Source organism: Leeuwenhoekiella nanhaiensis (assembly GCF_002744755.1).
Lineage (GTDB): Bacteria > Bacteroidota > Bacteroidia > Flavobacteriales > Flavobacteriaceae > Leeuwenhoekiella > Leeuwenhoekiella nanhaiensis.
The window spans coordinates 561,012-578,149 of the sequence record NZ_KZ319288.1; the positions used below are offsets into that span (position 1 = coordinate 561,012).

Sequence of the window (17,138 nt, forward strand, 5' to 3'; positions counted from 1 at the left end):
TTTGATTTAAAAATTCTTCTACAACTATTCTCTTACTGAAAATTTAAAAGAAGTGGTTGTCTCGTATTTCTCTCCGGGTTTTAAAACCGTTGAAGGAAAATCAGCCTGATTTGGTGAATCAGGATAATGTTGGGTTTCTAAACAAAAACCACTTCGGTAAGCATAGGTGCCTTCCCCGTCTTTTTGTGTAAGGGTTCCATCCAGGAAATTCCCCGTGTAGAACTGAATCGCAGGCTCGGTAGTCATAATTTCCATAAACCTTCCGCTTTCCGGATCAAGAGCGGTAGCCGCTAATGTCATTTCTCCGCCGTTTCCATTTAAAATCCAGCAATGGTCATAGCCCAAACCTTTTTTCAACTGATCGTCTTCAGCATTGATTTCGGTTCCGATTTTCTTCGGTGTATTAAAATCGAAAGGAGTCCCAGCAACAGGTCGAAGCTCTCCGGTAGGGATTAAACCGGCATCAACCGGAAGGTACTGATCTGCATTGATCATCACTTCGGTATCTAAAATAGTCTTGTCAAAATCCCCGGAAAGATTGAAATACGAGTGCTGGGTAAGATTTACCACAGTTGGCTTATCAGTCGTTGCTTCATATTTTACCATAAGGGTATTGTCTGCCTGTAAGGTATAGGTAACGGTAGTTTCCAGATTCCCGGGATATCCCATATCCCCGTCAGGACTCAAATAGGTAAGTTTTAAACCTACATTATCGCCGTCTTTTACTTCTTCGGCATTCCAAACCACTTTATCAAAACCGGCAGTACCTCCGTGAAGGCTGTTTTCACCATCATTCACTGGTAACTGATAGGTCTGACCTTCCAGTTCAAAAGTACCTTTAGCAATACGGTTTCCGTAGCGGCCAATGATTGCGCCGAAATAAGGCGAACCTTCCACATACTTATCCAGACTGTCAAAACCTAAAACCACATCCTGAAAAGTGCTGTCTTTACTTGGAGCCTTTAAGCTGGTGATGATACCTCCGTAGGTAATGATATCTACCTGCATTCCATTTGCGTTAACCAAAGCATATTTAGCTACCGGAATACTATCCTGAAACATCCCGAAATCAGATTTGGTGATCGATGCCTCTGGCATCTCCTCCACTACAGCTGTCTCGTCTTTCTTGGTGTCGTTTTTACAGTTGACTGCTGTAAACGCCATTCCCAAAACAACAGGAACGACCAGTAATCTTTTAATTACATTCATAAATGATAAAAGCTAAGTTGTTAATTACATTCTATGCTGAAACAAGTGAAAATAAGCTTCATTCGCATTTAGTGTGTCTTTAAAGTCACGCACACGCGTCTGATCGTCTATTACCACCAGTTCAATACCTGCAATATCGGCAAAATCCTCCATAAACTCTGTCGTAACTGCCTGGCTGTACACGGTATGGTGCGCACCACCCGCTAAAATCCAGGTTGTTGCAGCGATATCAAGGTTTGGCTTACAATCCCAAAGCACGCGAGCTACCGGTAAATGCGGCAGGTCAGCTTCCGGTTTTACGGCTTCCACTTCGTTTACAATAAGTCTGAAACGGTTACCCATATCTACCAAAGAAGCATTGATTGCAGGACCTTCGGGTGAATTAAACACCAAACGCGCAGGATCTTCCTTTCCTCCTATTCCTAAAGGATGCACTTCGCAACTCGGCTTTCCGTCTGCGATAGAAGGACAAATCTCAAGCATGTGTGATCCCAAAACATAAGAACCTTTTGGCGTAAAATGATAGGTGTAGTCTTCCATAAACGAAGTACCACCTTCCAGACCAATTGCCATCACTTTCATAGCGCGTACCAAAGCAGCAGTTTTCCAGTCACCTTCTCCACCAAAACCGTAACCATCAGCCATTAGGCGCTGAGTTGCTATACCGGGCAATTGTTTCAGTTCACCTAAATTTTCAAACGTATCTGTAAAAGCTCCGAAACCACCTTCCTCTAAAAAGGCACGAAGTCCCAATTCAATCTTAGCAGCATCTACAAGAGATTGACGTTGCTCGCCACCTTCCTTAATTTTATCAGCCAAATTGTATTCGCTCTCATAGGTTTTAAGCAGTGCATCGAGATCTTCCTGCTTGATCTCGTTTATTTTAGCCACAATGTCTGAAGAATCAAAACCGTTTACGGTAAAACCAAAACGCATTTGCGCTTCTACCTTGTCCCCTTCGGTCACAGCCACTTCACGCATATTGTCTCCTATACGGGCTACTTTAAGGTTTTGGAACTCATTCCATCCTAAAGCAACACGGGTAAAAATGCCGAGTTTTTGCTGAACACGGGCTTCCTGCCAGTGACCTACAACCACTTTGCGCTTTTTACGCATACGCGACATCATAAAACCAAACTCCCGATCTCCGTGAGCCGACTGGTTTAAGTTCATAAAATCCATATCGATTTTATCCCACGGAATGGCCGCATTAAATTGCGTATGCAAATGGCAAACCGGCTTGGTAAGCAGGTTCAGACCTTTAATCCACATTTTAGCAGGCGAAAAGGTATGCATCCATAAAATTAAACCGATACAGTTTTTGTTTCCGTTTGCTTCCAGACACAGGTCGGTAATTTCGTTTGGAGTTTTTACCAGGTCTTTGTAAACAATCTTTACCGGAATGTCTTTCGAATTATTAAGACCTGCGGCTATTTCCTGAGAGTGGGCAGCCACCTGTTTCAGGGTTTCTTCACCGTATAAATGCTGGGTTCCGGTAACAAACCAGACCTCTAGATGTTCAATAGTGTAATTCATAAAATAGGTTGTAATCGTATAAATTTTATTAAGATGCTTTTCAGTTTAAGAGAAATAGATGTAAACCACCGCTACCATTGCACAGATCGCAATACCGGCCGGTTTTAAATATTTCCACGGAGTGATATCCACCTGACGGGTGTACTCCTCCAGATAATCGGTTTCACGTGGGTAGATTTTACTTACTCCAAATAGAATACCCAGTACCAGGACAAAGATGATTCCCATAATGTGTAAGAAACTTGGGAAGGCTTCCTTAGCAATAATAGCCAGTTCTGAAGCATCAGTAATACCTCCTGCTTCTGCAGCCGTAACCGCGTTACCCGTGATGATGGGTTTAATAACATAAAGCGTTACCAGATACGTTACCACTGCGAAAACAATCGCAATATTTGCGGCTTTGCCGGAAACGCGTTTTGAGAAATACCCTACCAAAATAATTGCAAGGATAGGTACACTAAACGAACCGTTAAGTTCTTGCAGGTAGTTGAAAATACCTCCTTCTACTCCGTATAAAAGCGGAGCGATCGCCATAGAGAAAATAGCTAGCAAAATACCGAAGATTTTACCCGCACGTACCACCTGCTTTTCTGAAGCATTGTTGTTGAAATATTGTTTGTACAGGTCAAGACCAAAAAGAGTCACAGACGAGTTAAGAGCCGAGTTAAATGAACTCAAAATCGCACCAAAAAGTACCGCTGCAAAGAACCCGACAAAAGCAGTGGGAAGCACCGCTTTTACGAGCATGGGATACGCTTCATCAGCATTGTCCAGATTTCCGTTGAAGTATTGGAAGGCAATGATACCCGGCAATACCACGATAATAGGACCTAAGATTTTTACAAAAGCGGCAAGACAAAGACCTTTTTGACCTTCAGCAAGGTTCTTTGCACCCAAAGCCCGCTGAATAATCGCCTGGTTGGTACCCCAGTAGTAAAAGTTTACAATCAACATCCCGGTAAATAGAGTGGTCCACGGCACTGAAGAGTTAGGCCCTCCCAGAATGTCAAACTTTTCAGGCAGGTTTGTGGTCAATACGTTCATACCTTCAATGACACTTCCGTCACCTACAGCCATCAATCCAAAAACAGGAATCAGCAAACCTCCTACAATAAGACCTACGGCGTTGATCGAGTCAGAAACTGCAACGGCTTTCAATCCACCAAAAATCGCATAAACCGAACCGATAAGACCAATACCCCAAACGGTTACCCAAAGGGCAGATTCAGGCGACATACCCATACGCTCAGGAAGATCAAACATGGTATTTATTGCCAGTGCACCCGAGTACAATACGGTGGGAAGCATCGAGATCGCATACGCCATCAGAAACAGGATAGACACAATCGTTTTCGTAAGTTTTCCGTAGCGTTTTTCTAAAAATTGAGGAATGGTAGAAATACCACCCTTCAAGTATTTCGGCAATAACACAAACGCCGTAAAGACCATTGCAACAGCCGCGATAATCTCATAAGCAGCAATAAGAATCCCTTCACTAAAACCTACACCATTGGTACCGATGATCTGTTCGGTAGAGAGGTTAGTAAGCAGTAAAGATCCCGCGATTACCGGACCGGTAAGACTACGTCCTCCCAGGAAGTATCCGTCTGAGGTGGTCTCATCGGTCGTGCGCGACGCGAAATACGAAATAACCGCCACTAACAGTGTAAACGCGGCAAAAGTGATTAGTCCCATAGTATAAAAATGTAAATAGTTAGTTTAAAAAATTAGCAACCCTGCCCGTAGTAGGCGTCTTTACCGTGCTTACGCTCGTAATGTTTTTTGATCAGAGAATCTTTCAGTCTGGGTGCATTTGGATTAATCTGAAGCGTCAATTGCGCCATTCGCGCGATTTCTTCTAACACCTTACTGTTGTAAACCGCTTTTGCCGCGGTTTCTCCCCAGGCAAAAGGTCCGTGGTTACCCAGCAAAACCATATTTACCTCGTTATAATCCAGATTACGCTCTTTAAAGCAATCCAAAATCTGAATACCGGTGTTGTGCTCGTAATTACCGGCGATTAAATCGTCGTGCATAGGTGCGGCACAAGGTATGTCTGCCGTTAAATGGTCTGCATGTGTGGTTCCAAATACCGGAATATCCATTTGTGCCTGTGCCCAAGCGACAGAATAGGTAGCGTGGGTATGAGCAATACCACCTATCTTTTCCCAGTGTTTGTAGAGATACGCGTGCGTTTTGGTGTCTGAAGATGGTCGCTTGGTTCCTTCAACGATTTCGTTATCAAAATCAACAATAACAATATCTTCCGGCTTTAAAATTTCGTAAGGTACACCGCTTGGTTTTATGGCGAAAACTCCATTTTTACGATCAACCGCGCTTACGTTACCAAAGGTATAAATGACCAGACCTAAAGCGTCTAGCTCCATATTTGCTTCGTAGCATTCTTCTTTCAGGGATTTATACATGATGTTCTAATGTCTTTTTTGATTTTACAATAGATTTTTCAACGAAAGCACTCAGTGCCTCGTAGCGCTCCATCTGCTCGGAAAAGATTTCTAAATATTCCGGTTGTGGCTGATATTCGGCCTCATAATCACTTCCTAAAGTTTGGCTGGCAGTGATCACATCCGGATAAATACCGGCAGCTACAGCGGCGTAAACGGCAGCTCCCAAAGCAGGCGCCTGATCTGATGCTGCGACCTTGATGGGCACATTAAGCGTGTTTGCAAGCGATTGCATAATAAACTTAGACTTGCGGGCAACGCCACCAATACCTACAACGGTTTTGATCTCGATACCCTCATCGGCAAAGCGATCCATTATTTTCTTAGAGCCAAAGCAAATCGCATTGACCAAAGCCTTAAAGATGTGCGGAGCACGCGTACCCATATTGAGATTGGTAACCGCTGCTTCCAGTTCCTGATTCGCATCTGGGGTTCTTCTTCCGTTGATCCAGTCTAAAGCAACCGGAATGGCCTCTTGATGCGGAATAGCCTCAGCCGCGTCAGATAATTTTCTGATGAAGTCTGATTCTATTTCGGCTTTAAGTTTTTCTTTTTGTTCTACGGAAAGTATATCTGAAGTCAGAACAAGGTTATCTATAGGCCAGCTCAAAACATCTTTAAACCAGGCCAATAAATCTCCAAAAGCCGACTGACCGGCTTCCAAACCTACAAGGCCAGGAATCACCGAACCTTCAACCTGCCCGCAAATACCACGAACGGTCTTATCTGCCGTAACTTCAGGAGCCGAAACGCTAATGTCACAGGTAGAAGTTCCCATCACCCGAACCAGCGTATGCTCTTCAACCTTGGCCCCTACTGCGCCGGCGTGTGCATCAAAAGTACCCACGGCGATAACCGTATCTGTTGTAAGACCTAATTTCTCAGCCCAGGCTGCGCTTAAGGTACCGGCAATCTCATCTGAGGTATAGGTTTCAGTATATAATCGATCTCGCAATTGCGCCAGATACGGATCTAATTTTCCTAAGAATTCTTCGGGTGGCAAGCCGCCCCAGCTCTCGTGCCACATCGCTTTATGACCCGCTGCACAACGACTGCGTTTAAAGTCGGCTAACGAAACATTCTCAAGCAAGGTAAACGTCATCCAGTCACAATGCTCCATCCAGGAATAGGCTGCATTTTTTACAGCTTCGTCTTCACGTGCAACGTGTAGAATTTTAGCCCAAAACCATTCAGAAGAATAGATTCCGCCTTCGTATTTGGTAAAGTCTTCACCTCCCCAGCTTCGGGCGAGGTCGTTGATTTCATTCGCTTCCTCAATAGCGGTGTGGTCTTTCCACAAGACCATCATGGCGTTGGGGTTTTCTTCAAACCCGGTAGTTAAAGCCAGCGGAGTACCTTCCTCATTAACGGGAATGGGAGACGAACCGGTGGTATCTATACAAATTCCTTTTACGGCTTCGGCTTCTACTCCACTTCGGGAAACAATTGCTTTTATCGTGGCTTCTAAACCTTCCAAATGATCTAAAGGATGTTGGCGAAAACGATTTTCTGAAGCGTCACAATATAAACGCTCTTTCCAGCGCTTGTAATAACTTACTTCAGCTTCGATTTCCTGACCGTTAGAAGCATCAATCAGAACTGCTCTAACCGAATCTGAGCCGTAATCCAGACCTATAACATATTTCTTCATAAACTTAACTGCTGTTATCTGACAAATCTACTATTTTCAAATTAAAAATGTAAAAGATACATTTAAAATAATTTTAACTATTCTATTTTAGGTCTTCACTCAATAAACGCACGCCATAAATTCCTGAAGTCACAGCGTTAGGAGCGGCCTCAAAGCGTACATTTAGAATTTCGTGTTCTTTCACTAAATCTGTTGGCAAATCATAGTCAACTTCAAAAAATGAATTGCCCTGCGTCCCATCAAATTGAGGAGATGCGATCACCTGCCCGTTTACCAAAATATCAAACTTTCTCCCCGCATCTTTACCGTAGTAGGTAATTCGTAAGGTTTTAGCCAAAGCATCCTTGTTTCTTAAATCATAGCTAAACCAACCCGTCGCATCGCGCCAGTGGCGGTTTTGATGCACACCGCTGTTAGAATCTTTAGAATCAAAACCGTGATCAGACTCGGGTTGCTGCTCACCCGGAGCCACATAATCAAGTGTGATTGATCTAAGATAGGCTTCTGCCTTTTGCTGCTCCTCGAGTTTGCGCTGCATTTCGGCAAGACTTTCAGGAGTTTCGGTTTTAAAATAAATGGTGTAGCGCTTTTCGTGAATTTTGTAAAATGGCTGAAGCACCAAATCCGTATACGCATCAGGATACAGCAATTGCGAAGCGGTAAATTTTAAAGGCTTACCCGCAATTGGTTTGATCTGGTCAAGCAGAGATTCATCAGCTTTTGCAACAAATGTGGGCGCTTTAGTCAAAGGCAAAAACGGGCCGTTAGCAATATGACCGCCACGGCTATTGTCTGCAAACATTCCCTTCTGATCTTCATCTCCGGTCACAGCCGCCAAAACCAGCGGGCCATACTTTACAGAGACATAGCCCGACTCATCCGGGATTTGCTCAAGACTGAGATGCATTGGCATTTCCATCCTAATGCGATCGCCATTTTTCCATTTGCGTTCTAAAGCAATATAGCTTCCGGGCTTGGCTTCAAGCTCCTGAAGCTTTCCGTTTACGTAAACTTTTAAGGCGCCGGCCGCGACCCATTCCGGATAGCGCAACATCAGCGTTGCTTTGGTTTTCTTTCGGCTTTGCCAAATCAATTCTGTAAAATTAGCTTCCGGGAATCGGGTTTCCTGTTTTAAGGAAGCCTGTTTTTCTTCCCATTTCACTTCAGAAGGTATAAACAGGTTTACATAAAGCTTGTCTTCCGCTTTTGCGTAAATGAGTTCGTTGTACTTGGTGTGATTTTCCATCCCTGAGCCTACGCAGCACCAGAAACTGGTTTCAGGCTGAGAATATACGCGGTAATGACCGGGGCGCATCGGGGTAAAATACACAAAGCCACCCTCGGGATTCTGAGTTGATAAAATGTGATTGTAAAGCGCGCGCTCGTAAAAATCGATATAATTTTCTTCCGCCGTGTCTTCAAATAAGAGTTTGCTGAGTTTAAGCATATTGTAGGTATTGCAACTCTCAGGCCCCTGCTCGCTGCTCATCACTGAAGAAAAATCATCAACAGGATTGAAATGTTCCCGAACGCTGTTTCCGCCGATACTCAGACTGCGTTTTTCAGTCACAATATCGTAGAAATTGGAAGCGGCGTTGTGGTACTCTTGATCTGCTTCCAACTGATTGATGCGCTCAAAACCGATGAATTTCGGGATTTGAGTGTTGGCGTGCATTCCGGTTAGGATGTCTTCATTAGCAGCCAAAGGCTCCAATAAAGCCAGTTGGGAAAAGTCTTTAGCTAGTTTCAAGTACTTTTTATCGCCGGTAATCGCATAGACTTCAGCAAAAACTTCGTTTAGGCCGCCGTGTTCGGAGCGCAGCATATCCTGAATTTGTTCCTGCGAAAGATTTTCAGTGACGCCCATAAACCAATCGGTCAAATCGATCAACATGTCTTTCGCCAGTGGAATTTCGGCGTGAAGCCACGCGTCTTTGAGTCCATTGAAGGTCTTGTGAATATTGTACAAAGGCACCCAGCGGTTGTTGAGACCGAAGCTTGATGCATTGATTTTCCCGGCTTTAATCTCATCCCATAGCTGCTTGCTTCCGGGAATCCCGCCTACGTAACCATTACCGTTAGCTTGTTGTGCCTTTTCCAATTCAGAAAGTGAATAGTCTAGCAATTCTTTAGCTTCAAGATCGCCGGTAGACGCGTAATACATAGACAAAGCAGACAGGTAATGTCCCGCAGTATGCCCGTCAAGACCGGTATTTTCCCAGTTGGTATAGGATTTGGCTTTAGGCTCGAGGCCGGCTTCTCGTAAAAAAGGAGCAAGCAAGCGATCTGCATCAAGGTCTTTGATGTATTCAAAATCGGTTAAAGCCGCTTCTTTAAAAACTCCTGAAGTAACCTCAACCTGATTGAGTGGGAATAAATCAACGCTTTGCTGCGCAGAAAGAACCCAACTCCATATTCCTAATACTGCAAGTATTTTTTTCATACTATTCTAATACATTATTCTTTAAACCCGGCCAGCCTGTGTCGTCCCAAGAAAGTTGAGCGATTTGCAGTTTTGGCTTCGCATGATCCTGCGCATCATATGCGTGGAAAACGATATAATCTTTATCATCGAAGGTATACGCAGCGTTGTGCCCGGCTCCATACCAGTTCGCATTGCCCTCAAGGATAAGCGTTCCTCCACCTGCGTTAAGGCTTTTACCCTCCTTATCAACATAAGGACCGGTTGCTTTTTTAGAACGGCCCACAACAACCTTATAAGTGCTGTTTTCTCCCCGGCAACACAAATCCCAGGATAGAAACAGGTAATACCAACCGTTCTTTTTAAAGATAAACGGAGCCTCAAGAGCCGCATCACCCGGGTTATCGTCTGCCAACTCAAAAGAACGTTCTCTTCTCGCAATCGTATACCATTCCTGAGGTTTTGCTAATGATTTTAAGTCTTCAGCAAGTTTGACCATTTTGAGGCCTTCCCAAAAACTTCCAAAAGCAAGCCAAGGTGTTCCTTCTTCATCAAAGATCAAATTGGGATCGATGGCGTTCCACAAATCGCGATTGGGGATCGATTGAATTACTATTCCCTGATCTTCCCACTTATAGGCAGGATCGTTTGCATCTAAGGTAGAATTTATTGTCAGGCCTATGGCTGATGTATTTTTCGCAAATGCGGAAACCGAATAATACAAATAGTACTTTCCGTTATGAAAACTGATGTCTGGAGCCCAGATATGATTGTCAAAATCTGGAGAAACCTCATCTGCCCAAACCGGCTCTTCCTGAAAAATCTGAGGCTGGCGTTCCCAGTTCTTTAAATCTGATGAACTCATAACCGAAATTCCCCTACCGGTACTAAACAGGTAATACGTATTCCCCTCTTTAATCATCACCGGATCATGCACCCGTATATCCTGAGCAAGAAAGCTTCCGCAGATCAGGAATACTAAAAGTGCAAGGTACTTTTTCATTTTTATTCCGGTTGAATTCCTTCTGAAGTCATCACAATACGCTTGATGCTTCCATCTTCATTGTAATACAAACGATCTACACACACTGAACGATGATAACTACTTCCGTGAGTAGGTATACTCCCGTTGTGATAAATAAAATACCACTTGCCTTCAAACTCAATGATAGACTGGTGATTGGTATTGCTATTGCCGGCCACTTCATTTAAAATCCCCTTAAACTCCCAGGGACCGGTGATAGATTTTGACATCGCATAAGCTATTTTCTCAGGAAAATCATAGGCGTAAGACAGGTAATACCAATCGCCGCGCTTGTGGATGTAAGGAGCTTCGGTAAACTTGGGAAGGTTAACGGTATGTATGGGACCATCCATTTCAATCATATTGTCTTTCAGCTTAACGTATTTGCAAACCCGATTACCCCAATATAGATACGGCGTACCATCATCATCGATGAACACGGTAGGATCTATATCGTCCCAACTGATATCCGTTTGCGTGGTCATATCATTTGTGATGAGCGCTTTACCGATGGCATCTTTCCAGGGACCTGCGGGGCTGTCTGCCACGGCTACTCCTATAGCCTTTCCGGGTTTTGAATCATTATGTTCTGCGGTCACAAACCAGTAGAACTTACCATCCTTTTCAACAACCTCAGCAGCCCAGGCCGAATGGATAGCCCAATCAAAATCTGTGGGTTTTAATGGAACCGGATGTTCTTTCCAGTTGACCATATCGTCTGAAGAATAGAGTAGCCACTCATCCATAATGTAGCGCTCTTCATTTTCGGGTGCCTGATCGTGCCCTACATACAGATAGACCCGCCCGTCGTGAACCAAAGCTGCGGGATCAGCCGTGTATTTATCGGTAATGATGGGATTGTTAAACGAACTTTCCAGCTTTTTAAAAAGTTCTTCCCCCCGTTGCTGATTCTGAGCTAGAGCGGAACCGGTCATCACAAAACACAGACAAGTGAAAAATGCTATTCTAAGACTTTTGATCATAAGTCCTTATTTAATTTCTTTTTAGACTTTTACTTTCCTTCAAGTACCACTACCGAAAACGGAGGTAACTCTACTTCAAGAGTTCCGTTTTTAAGCTTGAATTTTTTGAATTGTTCAGGCTGAATTTTTTCCGGTGATTCAAATGTGTTGTGATCTTCAAGTGTTTTTGAAGTTAAACCAGTCGCTGTGAAATCTTTCAGGTTTAAAGCGCTTACATCTACGCTGACTGTATTTGATTTTTTAGAATCGATATTTACCAAAGAGATGTGAACCTTACCTTCAGCATCTTTTGAAGCCGAAGCATTTACCGCCGGAAGTTTTTCACCATTAAACTCATAGTCTGGCGTATTCAATTCGATAGGAATAAGCTGCGCATCCTGATGCACGTTGTACATTTTCATCACATGATAGGTAGGCGTCAAAATCATTTTCTCTCCTTCGGTAAGAATAACCGCCTGAAGCACATTTACCACCTGAGCCAGATTGGCCATTTTTACACGTCTTGCATGATTGTGAAAGATGTTTAAAGTCATCCCAGCAATCATCGCATCGCGCATCGTATTCTGCTGAAATAAGAAGCCGGGATTGGTATCTTCCATAACATCATACCAACCGCCCCACTCATCAACGATTAAGTCTACCTTACCTTTAGGATCGTACTTATCCATGATTTCAACATGCTTGGTAACGAGTTCTTCCATTAACCACGCCTGCTCCATAGTTTTAAAGTACTGTTCTTCCGAAAAGCCTACAGAAGGGCCTTTTGCATTCCAGTTTATTACCGAATAATGGTGTAAAGCAACACCCTGCAGCAGGTTATGTGGAATATCGCGCATCAAAACTTCCGTCCAGTGGTAATCGTCGTTGCTGGCACCCGAAGCTATTTTATACAAACCGCCTTCCATACCTGCATCAGACATAAAAGTGGCATACTTACGGTAGATGTCGGCATAATATTCTACTCTCATATTTCCGCCACAACCCCAGGCTTCGTTTCCTACCCCCCAGTATTTTACACCCCAGGGCTTTTCACGGCCGTTCTCCTTTCGCCAGTCAGACATTGGGCTGATCCCGTCAAAATTCACGTATTGTACCCAGTCAGCCAGTTCTTGTACTTCACCACTTCCCACGTTTCCGGCCAGATAGGGTTCTGCACCAAGCTCCTCACAGAGATTTAAAAAGTTATGCGTACCAAAGCTGTTATCTTCGGTTACGTTACCCCACCAGGTGTTTACGATTGTAGGCCGCTCACTTTGTGGCCCTACCCCGTCTTTCCAATGATAGGTGTCTGCAAAACAACCACCCGGCCATCTCAGATTGGGAATTTTAAGTTCTTTGAGCGCGGTAATAATATCATTACGTACGCCTTCCGTATTTGGGATGTTACTTTTTTCGCCCACATAAAGACCGTCATAAATACAGCGGCCCAGATGCTCTGCGAAATGACCGTAAATATTTTTATCAATGACAGGCGCTTCATCTGTTGGATTAAGAGATACTGTGGCCTGAGCCATTGCGATTGCCGGAGTAAGCAACAGCAGGAGTATTGCTTTAAAGGAAAGGGAAGAGTTCATAAACTTTTATTTTTTTGAAATCGATTTCGAATACACTTACCAATTTAAGTGTTTAAATCACATTTAACAAATAAACGTAAAATTTTCTTAAAAATCAAACGCATATAGCGTGTATGGTTAAAGCATTAGCCAATTCGCAATTTTTAGAAGCTAAAACGTGATTTCTTAATAAATTCTATATTTGGAAAAATATTAAAAATGCTAAGCACCTATTCAACCGCAGATAAAGTCCTTTTGGCTCTTGATTGTATCATTTTTGGTTTTGACCAGCACGAACTCAAGATTTTATTGATCAAAAGGGATTTTGAGCCTGAAAAAGGCAAGTGGTCGCTCATTGGTGGCTTTTTAAAACGTACCGAAACCCTTGACGAAGCTGCAAACCGTATCCTGCAGCATCTATCGGGTTTAGACGATATCTATCTGGAGCAGTTGTATACCTTTAGTGAAGTAGACCGGGATCCCGGAGAACGTACCCTGTCTACCGCGTACTATGCTTTAATTAACAGCGAAAACCACAAACAGGTTGCAAACGGAGCCTATTCTGCTCAATGGTTTAATATTAAAGAAGCTCCAAGTCTTATTTTTGATCACGGTCAAATGGTTGAAAAAGCCATTTTAAGACTCAGACGCCGCGCGGTTACAAAACCCATTGGCTTTGAACTCCTGCCTGAAAAATTCACGATGCTTCAACTTCAGAAATTATACGAGGCCATTTTAGATGAAAAGCTTGATAAACGTAATTTCATCAATAAGGTAAATGCTCTTGATATCCTGATCAAACTTGATGAAAAGGATATGACCTCTTCCCGAAAAGGCTCGTATCTCTATCAGTTTGACAAGCAAAAATACGATCAGAAAATCGAAGAAGGTTTCACCTTTAAACTCTAAAACCCGCATAACCTGCCAATTAGAAATTGGCAATTCCTTAACAAATATTCATACTTACCCAGCTAAATCTTAATTTACTGCCAATTTTCAGGCTTTTGTATAAGATTTAACCCATTTTATTGAACAAAAAATTAAATTTGATCCATGTTCGGTTGATAACCAGTTATGGATGCAGTAAAGACTACTTTCAGTATAAAAGATTTAGAAAGTTTCGGGGGGGTAAAAGCGCATACCATACGCATGTGGGAGCGGCGTTACAATCTTCTGGAGCCTAAGCGCACACCTACTAACATCAGATATTACGATTTGGGTGATCTGCAAAAATTGCTCAACGTCACTTTCTTACTGCAACACGATTACAAGATTTCAAAAATAGCGGAACACAGCACAAGTGAAATCTCAGATTTAGTACAAAAGACGGTTAAAAAAGAGCGGCCGGGTAGCAACTACCACGTCATAAGCACCTTCAAAATCGCGATGATGAATTTTGATCATCATCTGTTTACGAAAACCTTCGAATCGCTTTCCGATAAAATGGATTTCCGAAAGATTTTCTTTCAGGTTTTTATCCCTTTACTTGAAGAAATTGGTTTGCTCTGGCAGTCAAATGCCATTAATCCGGCTCACGAGCATTTTATCTCCAATCTTATCCGGCAAAAAATGCAGGTAAGGATTGAACAGGCTACGGCTGCAAAAGCCTTAAATTCCTCAAAAACATTTGTTCTGTTTTTACCGGAAAATGAGATTCATGATCTGGGCCTTATATTTCTGCATTATGAAGTGGCTGCAAAAGGCTATAAATGCATTTACCTGGGACAAAGCATTCAAACCGAAAGTCTGCAATACCTGGTTTCTACGCTTAACAACGTAAATTTTGTAAGCTATCTTACTATAAACAGCAGCGGCAAAAGCATTCTGGAATTTGCAAAGCAGTTTAACCAGGACGTCAAAGATGACCACGTGCCGCTATACCTATTGGGTCGCCTGATTCAGGAAGAAAAACAGGAAGATATGCCCAAAAATGTGAAACTCATAAAAACTATCGAAGCCTTTCAGACGCTTTTAAACTAATACTATGTCAAAAAAAATAGCTGTTTTAGGATCCGGATTTTCTGCGCTTGCTGCGGCCTCATATCTCGCTAAAGCAGGTCACGAAGTACATATCTACGAAAAAAACAGTACTGCAGGGGGAAGAGCCAGACAACTTAAACGCGAAGGATTCACTTTTGATATGGGACCATCCTGGTACTGGATGCCTGACGTATTTGAGCGTTTTTTTAATGATTTTGGTAAAAGCACATCCGATTATTACCAGCTTGAAAAATTAGGTCCGGCCTACCGGGTGTACTTTGGTGATAAAGATTACATCAGTATCGCAGATACCCTCGAAAAAATCAAACTTACCTTTGAAAATGAAGAACCCGGAAGCGGTGCAAAACTGCAGCGCTTTATCGATGAGGCCGGTAAGAATTATGATGTAGCAATAAAAGATTTGGTTTACAGACCGGGAGTTTCCCCACTTGAGCTGGTAACACCGGCTACCATCAAAAAAATAGGAAGCTTTTTCAGCACGATAAGCAAAGACGTTCGCAAATCGTTTAAAAACCCAAAACTGATACAGATTCTGGAGTTTCCGGTGTTGTTTTTGGGAGCGAAGCCTCAGGATACGCCTTCCTTTTACAGTTTTATGAATTATGCCGATTTCGGTATTGGAACCTTTCACCCTAAAACCGGAATGCACGCAGTGGTAGAGGCTATGACCAGTCTGGCGACAGAGCTGGGGGTTACCTTCCACTTTGACAGCGAGGTAAGCCGCATTCGTACCGAAGGCAATAAAGCCGTAGGTATCGAGGTAAACAACAAATCTGTTGAAGCAGACATCGTATTAAGCGGAGCAGATTATCATCATACCGAAACCTTGCTGCCACAAAAACTGAGACAGTATTCTGAAAAATACTGGGACAGTCGGGTTTTCGCGCCCTCTTCCCTGCTCTTTTACGTAGGCTTTGACAAAAAGGTAGAACACGTAGATCACCATACTTTATTTTTTGATGTGGACTTTGAGCAACACGCCAAAGATATTTACGACCAACCCGAATGGCCTGACGAGCCTTTATTTTACGCCAATTTTCCTTCAAAGACCGATGCCACGATGGCTCCCGAAGGAAAAGAAGCCGGTTTTTTCCTGATTCCATTAGCTCCGGGTCTTTATGATTCACAAGAATTACGCGACAAGTATTTTGATATCATAATCAGCAGACTCGAACGGATCACCGGTCAAAAGCTTAAAAAAAATATTATATTTAAAGAGTCTTTTTGTGTAAATGACTTTAAGGAAGTCTATCATTCTTATAAGGGAAACGCCTATGGAATGGCCAACACACTGCTGCAAACGGCATTTTTAAGACCTAAGTTGAAAAGTAAAAAAGTTGCTAATTTATATTTTACCGGTCAGTTAACCGTGCCCGGTCCCGGAGTGCCTCCTGCATTAATTTCGGGGAAACTTACTGCAGGACTAATCACCAAAAAGCATAATTGAAAAAGAATGAAACAAATTTTTGACAACGTCTCACTTGCCTGTTCTGAAACGGTTACCCGCTCTTACAGCACTTCGTTTTCAACAGCTACCCGTATGCTGGCTCCCAGTATACGTAAGGACATACATAATATTTACGGCTTTGTACGATTTGCAGATGAGATTGTTGACACCTTTCACAGCTATGACAAAGAGACTCTTTTTAAACGTTTTGAAATCGATCTCGAAAATGCGCTGAACGACCGCATCAGTCTGAACCCGATTTTAAACTCCTTTCAACATACGTATCACAACTATGGAATTGAAAAACACCTGGTTGATGCGTTTATGAATAGCATGCGTCTCGACCTGAGCAAAAGTAAATACCTTACTGAAGAGGAATATAAAAATTACATCTACGGTTCTGCAGATGTTGTGGGTTTAATGTGTCTCACTGTTTTTGTTAAGGGTGACCGTGAGAAGTATGAAGAACTAAAGGGTTGTGCTATGAGTTTAGGTTCGGCCTTTCAAAAAGTCAATTTTCTTAGAGACCTTAAAGCAGATCACGAAGAACTGAGCCGCACGTATTTTCCCAACACCAATCTTAACGAATTAGATGAAGTCTCCAAGCAACGCATTATTGCGGAAATTGAAGAAGATTTCGCTAAGGGTCTCGCCGGTATTTGTAAATTGCCTGTCGAAGCGAAATTTGGAGTTTATACGGCATACCGCTATTATAAAAAGCTGCTCAGTAAATTAAAAAGTACACCTTCGCTCGAAATTAAAAATGCGCGCATTCGGGTTCCCAATTACGTGAAGGCTTCTCTCTTGGCGCGCAGCTATGTAAAATACCGATTAAATCTTATTTAAC

Annotated in this window: 13 protein-coding genes; 4 read left to right on the forward strand and 9 right to left on the reverse strand. The window is 42.8% G+C overall.

What is annotated here, in order from left to right; translation table 11 throughout:
- Positions 1 to 24: 24 nt before the first annotated feature.
- From CJ305_RS06215 to CJ305_RS06255, 9 genes are all read right to left on the reverse strand, one after another.
- Positions 25 to 1,209, reverse strand: a complete 1,185-nt coding sequence (locus tag CJ305_RS06215; protein ID WP_099645374.1) for an aldose epimerase family protein — start codon at positions 1,207 to 1,209, stop codon at positions 25 to 27.
- A 24-nt stretch (positions 1,210 to 1,233) separates the two neighbouring features.
- A complete protein-coding gene (araA, locus tag CJ305_RS06220) occupies positions 1,234 to 2,745 on the reverse strand; it encodes an L-arabinose isomerase (protein ID WP_099645375.1) in 1,512 nt (503 codons plus the stop codon).
- A 45-nt stretch (positions 2,746 to 2,790) separates the two neighbouring features.
- Positions 2,791 to 4,440, reverse strand: a complete 1,650-nt coding sequence (locus CJ305_RS06225) for a solute:sodium symporter family transporter (protein WP_099645376.1) — start codon at positions 4,438 to 4,440, stop codon at positions 2,791 to 2,793.
- Positions 4,441 to 4,472: 32 nt separating this feature from the next.
- Positions 4,473 to 5,171 (reverse strand): L-ribulose-5-phosphate 4-epimerase, encoded by a 699-nt coding sequence (locus CJ305_RS06230; RefSeq protein ID WP_099645377.1) that lies wholly within the window; start codon positions 5,169 to 5,171, stop codon positions 4,473 to 4,475.
- Positions 5,164 to 6,861: a ribulokinase gene (locus CJ305_RS06235; protein WP_099645378.1), complete on the reverse strand. Its 1,698-nt coding sequence runs from the start codon at positions 6,859 to 6,861 to the stop codon at positions 5,164 to 5,166. The genes CJ305_RS06230 and CJ305_RS06235 overlap by 8 nt, the downstream gene beginning before the upstream one ends.
- Before the next feature lie 82 nt (positions 6,862 to 6,943).
- Positions 6,944 to 9,304, reverse strand: a complete 2,361-nt coding sequence (locus CJ305_RS06240; RefSeq protein ID WP_099645379.1) for a beta-L-arabinofuranosidase domain-containing protein — start codon at positions 9,302 to 9,304, stop codon at positions 6,944 to 6,946.
- A gap of 1 nt (position 9,305) precedes the next feature.
- The gene (locus tag CJ305_RS06245) at positions 9,306 to 10,286 is read right to left on the reverse strand and encodes an arabinan endo-1,5-alpha-L-arabinosidase (RefSeq protein WP_099645380.1); all 981 of its coding nucleotides are present in this window, start codon (positions 10,284 to 10,286) and stop codon (positions 9,306 to 9,308) included.
- A 2-nt stretch (positions 10,287 to 10,288) separates the two neighbouring features.
- A complete protein-coding gene (locus CJ305_RS06250) occupies positions 10,289 to 11,290 on the reverse strand; it encodes a glycoside hydrolase family 43 protein (RefSeq protein WP_394340043.1) in 1,002 nt (333 codons plus the stop codon).
- A 29-nt stretch (positions 11,291 to 11,319) separates the two neighbouring features.
- On the reverse strand, positions 11,320 to 12,864 hold the full coding sequence (locus CJ305_RS06255; protein WP_099645382.1) for an alpha-N-arabinofuranosidase: 1,545 nt from the start codon (positions 12,862 to 12,864) through the stop codon (positions 11,320 to 11,322).
- Between the two features lie 198 nt (positions 12,865 to 13,062).
- Here CJ305_RS06255 and CJ305_RS06260 point away from each other — a divergent pair, with 198 nt between their 5' ends.
- The 4 genes from CJ305_RS06260 (at position 13,063) to CJ305_RS06275 (ending at position 17,137) form a co-directional block, all read left to right on the forward strand.
- Entirely contained in the window at positions 13,063 to 13,752 is a 690-nt protein-coding gene (locus tag CJ305_RS06260; RefSeq protein ID WP_099645383.1) for an NUDIX hydrolase, read from the forward strand.
- A gap of 165 nt (positions 13,753 to 13,917) precedes the next feature.
- The gene (locus CJ305_RS06265; protein ID WP_099645384.1) at positions 13,918 to 14,823 is read left to right on the forward strand and encodes a MerR family transcriptional regulator; all 906 of its coding nucleotides are present in this window, start codon (positions 13,918 to 13,920) and stop codon (positions 14,821 to 14,823) included.
- Positions 14,824 to 14,827: 4 nt separating this feature from the next.
- Entirely contained in the window at positions 14,828 to 16,291 is a 1,464-nt protein-coding gene (locus CJ305_RS06270) for a phytoene desaturase family protein (RefSeq protein WP_099645385.1), read from the forward strand.
- Positions 16,292 to 16,297: 6 nt separating this feature from the next.
- Positions 16,298 to 17,137 (forward strand): phytoene/squalene synthase family protein, encoded by an 840-nt coding sequence (locus CJ305_RS06275; protein ID WP_099645386.1) that lies wholly within the window; start codon positions 16,298 to 16,300, stop codon positions 17,135 to 17,137.
- Position 17,138 lies beyond the last annotated feature (1 nt).

What these genes read in the sequence shown, in the direction of transcription:
- CJ305_RS06270 (WP_099645385.1), top strand. Translation starts at nt 14,828, where the DNA reads ATGTCAAAAAAAATAGCTGTTTTAGGATCCGGATTTTCTGCGCTTGCT.
- CJ305_RS06225 (WP_099645376.1), bottom strand. Translation starts at nt 4,440, where the DNA reads ATGGGACTAATCACTTTTGCCGCGTTTACACTGTTAGTGGCGGTTATT.
- CJ305_RS06265 (WP_099645384.1), top strand. Translation starts at nt 13,918, where the DNA reads ATGGATGCAGTAAAGACTACTTTCAGTATAAAAGATTTAGAAAGTTTC.
- araA (WP_099645375.1), bottom strand. Translation starts at nt 2,745, where the DNA reads ATGAATTACACTATTGAACATCTAGAGGTCTGGTTTGTTACCGGAACC.
- CJ305_RS06230 (WP_099645377.1), bottom strand. Translation starts at nt 5,171, where the DNA reads ATGTATAAATCCCTGAAAGAAGAATGCTACGAAGCAAATATGGAGCTA.
- CJ305_RS06215 (WP_099645374.1), bottom strand. Translation starts at nt 1,209, where the DNA reads ATGAATGTAATTAAAAGATTACTGGTCGTTCCTGTTGTTTTGGGAATG.
- CJ305_RS06235 (WP_099645378.1), bottom strand. Translation starts at nt 6,861, where the DNA reads ATGAAGAAATATGTTATAGGTCTGGATTACGGCTCAGATTCGGTTAGA.
- CJ305_RS06240 (WP_099645379.1), bottom strand. Translation starts at nt 9,304, where the DNA reads ATGAAAAAAATACTTGCAGTATTAGGAATATGGAGTTGGGTTCTTTCT.
- CJ305_RS06255 (WP_099645382.1), bottom strand. Translation starts at nt 12,864, where the DNA reads ATGAACTCTTCCCTTTCCTTTAAAGCAATACTCCTGCTGTTGCTTACT.
- CJ305_RS06275 (WP_099645386.1), top strand. Translation starts at nt 16,298, where the DNA reads ATGAAACAAATTTTTGACAACGTCTCACTTGCCTGTTCTGAAACGGTT.
- CJ305_RS06260 (WP_099645383.1), top strand. Translation starts at nt 13,063, where the DNA reads ATGCTAAGCACCTATTCAACCGCAGATAAAGTCCTTTTGGCTCTTGAT.
- CJ305_RS06250 (WP_394340043.1), bottom strand. Translation starts at nt 11,290, where the DNA reads ATGATCAAAAGTCTTAGAATAGCATTTTTCACTTGTCTGTGTTTTGTG.
- CJ305_RS06245 (WP_099645380.1), bottom strand. Translation starts at nt 10,286, where the DNA reads ATGAAAAAGTACCTTGCACTTTTAGTATTCCTGATCTGCGGAAGCTTT.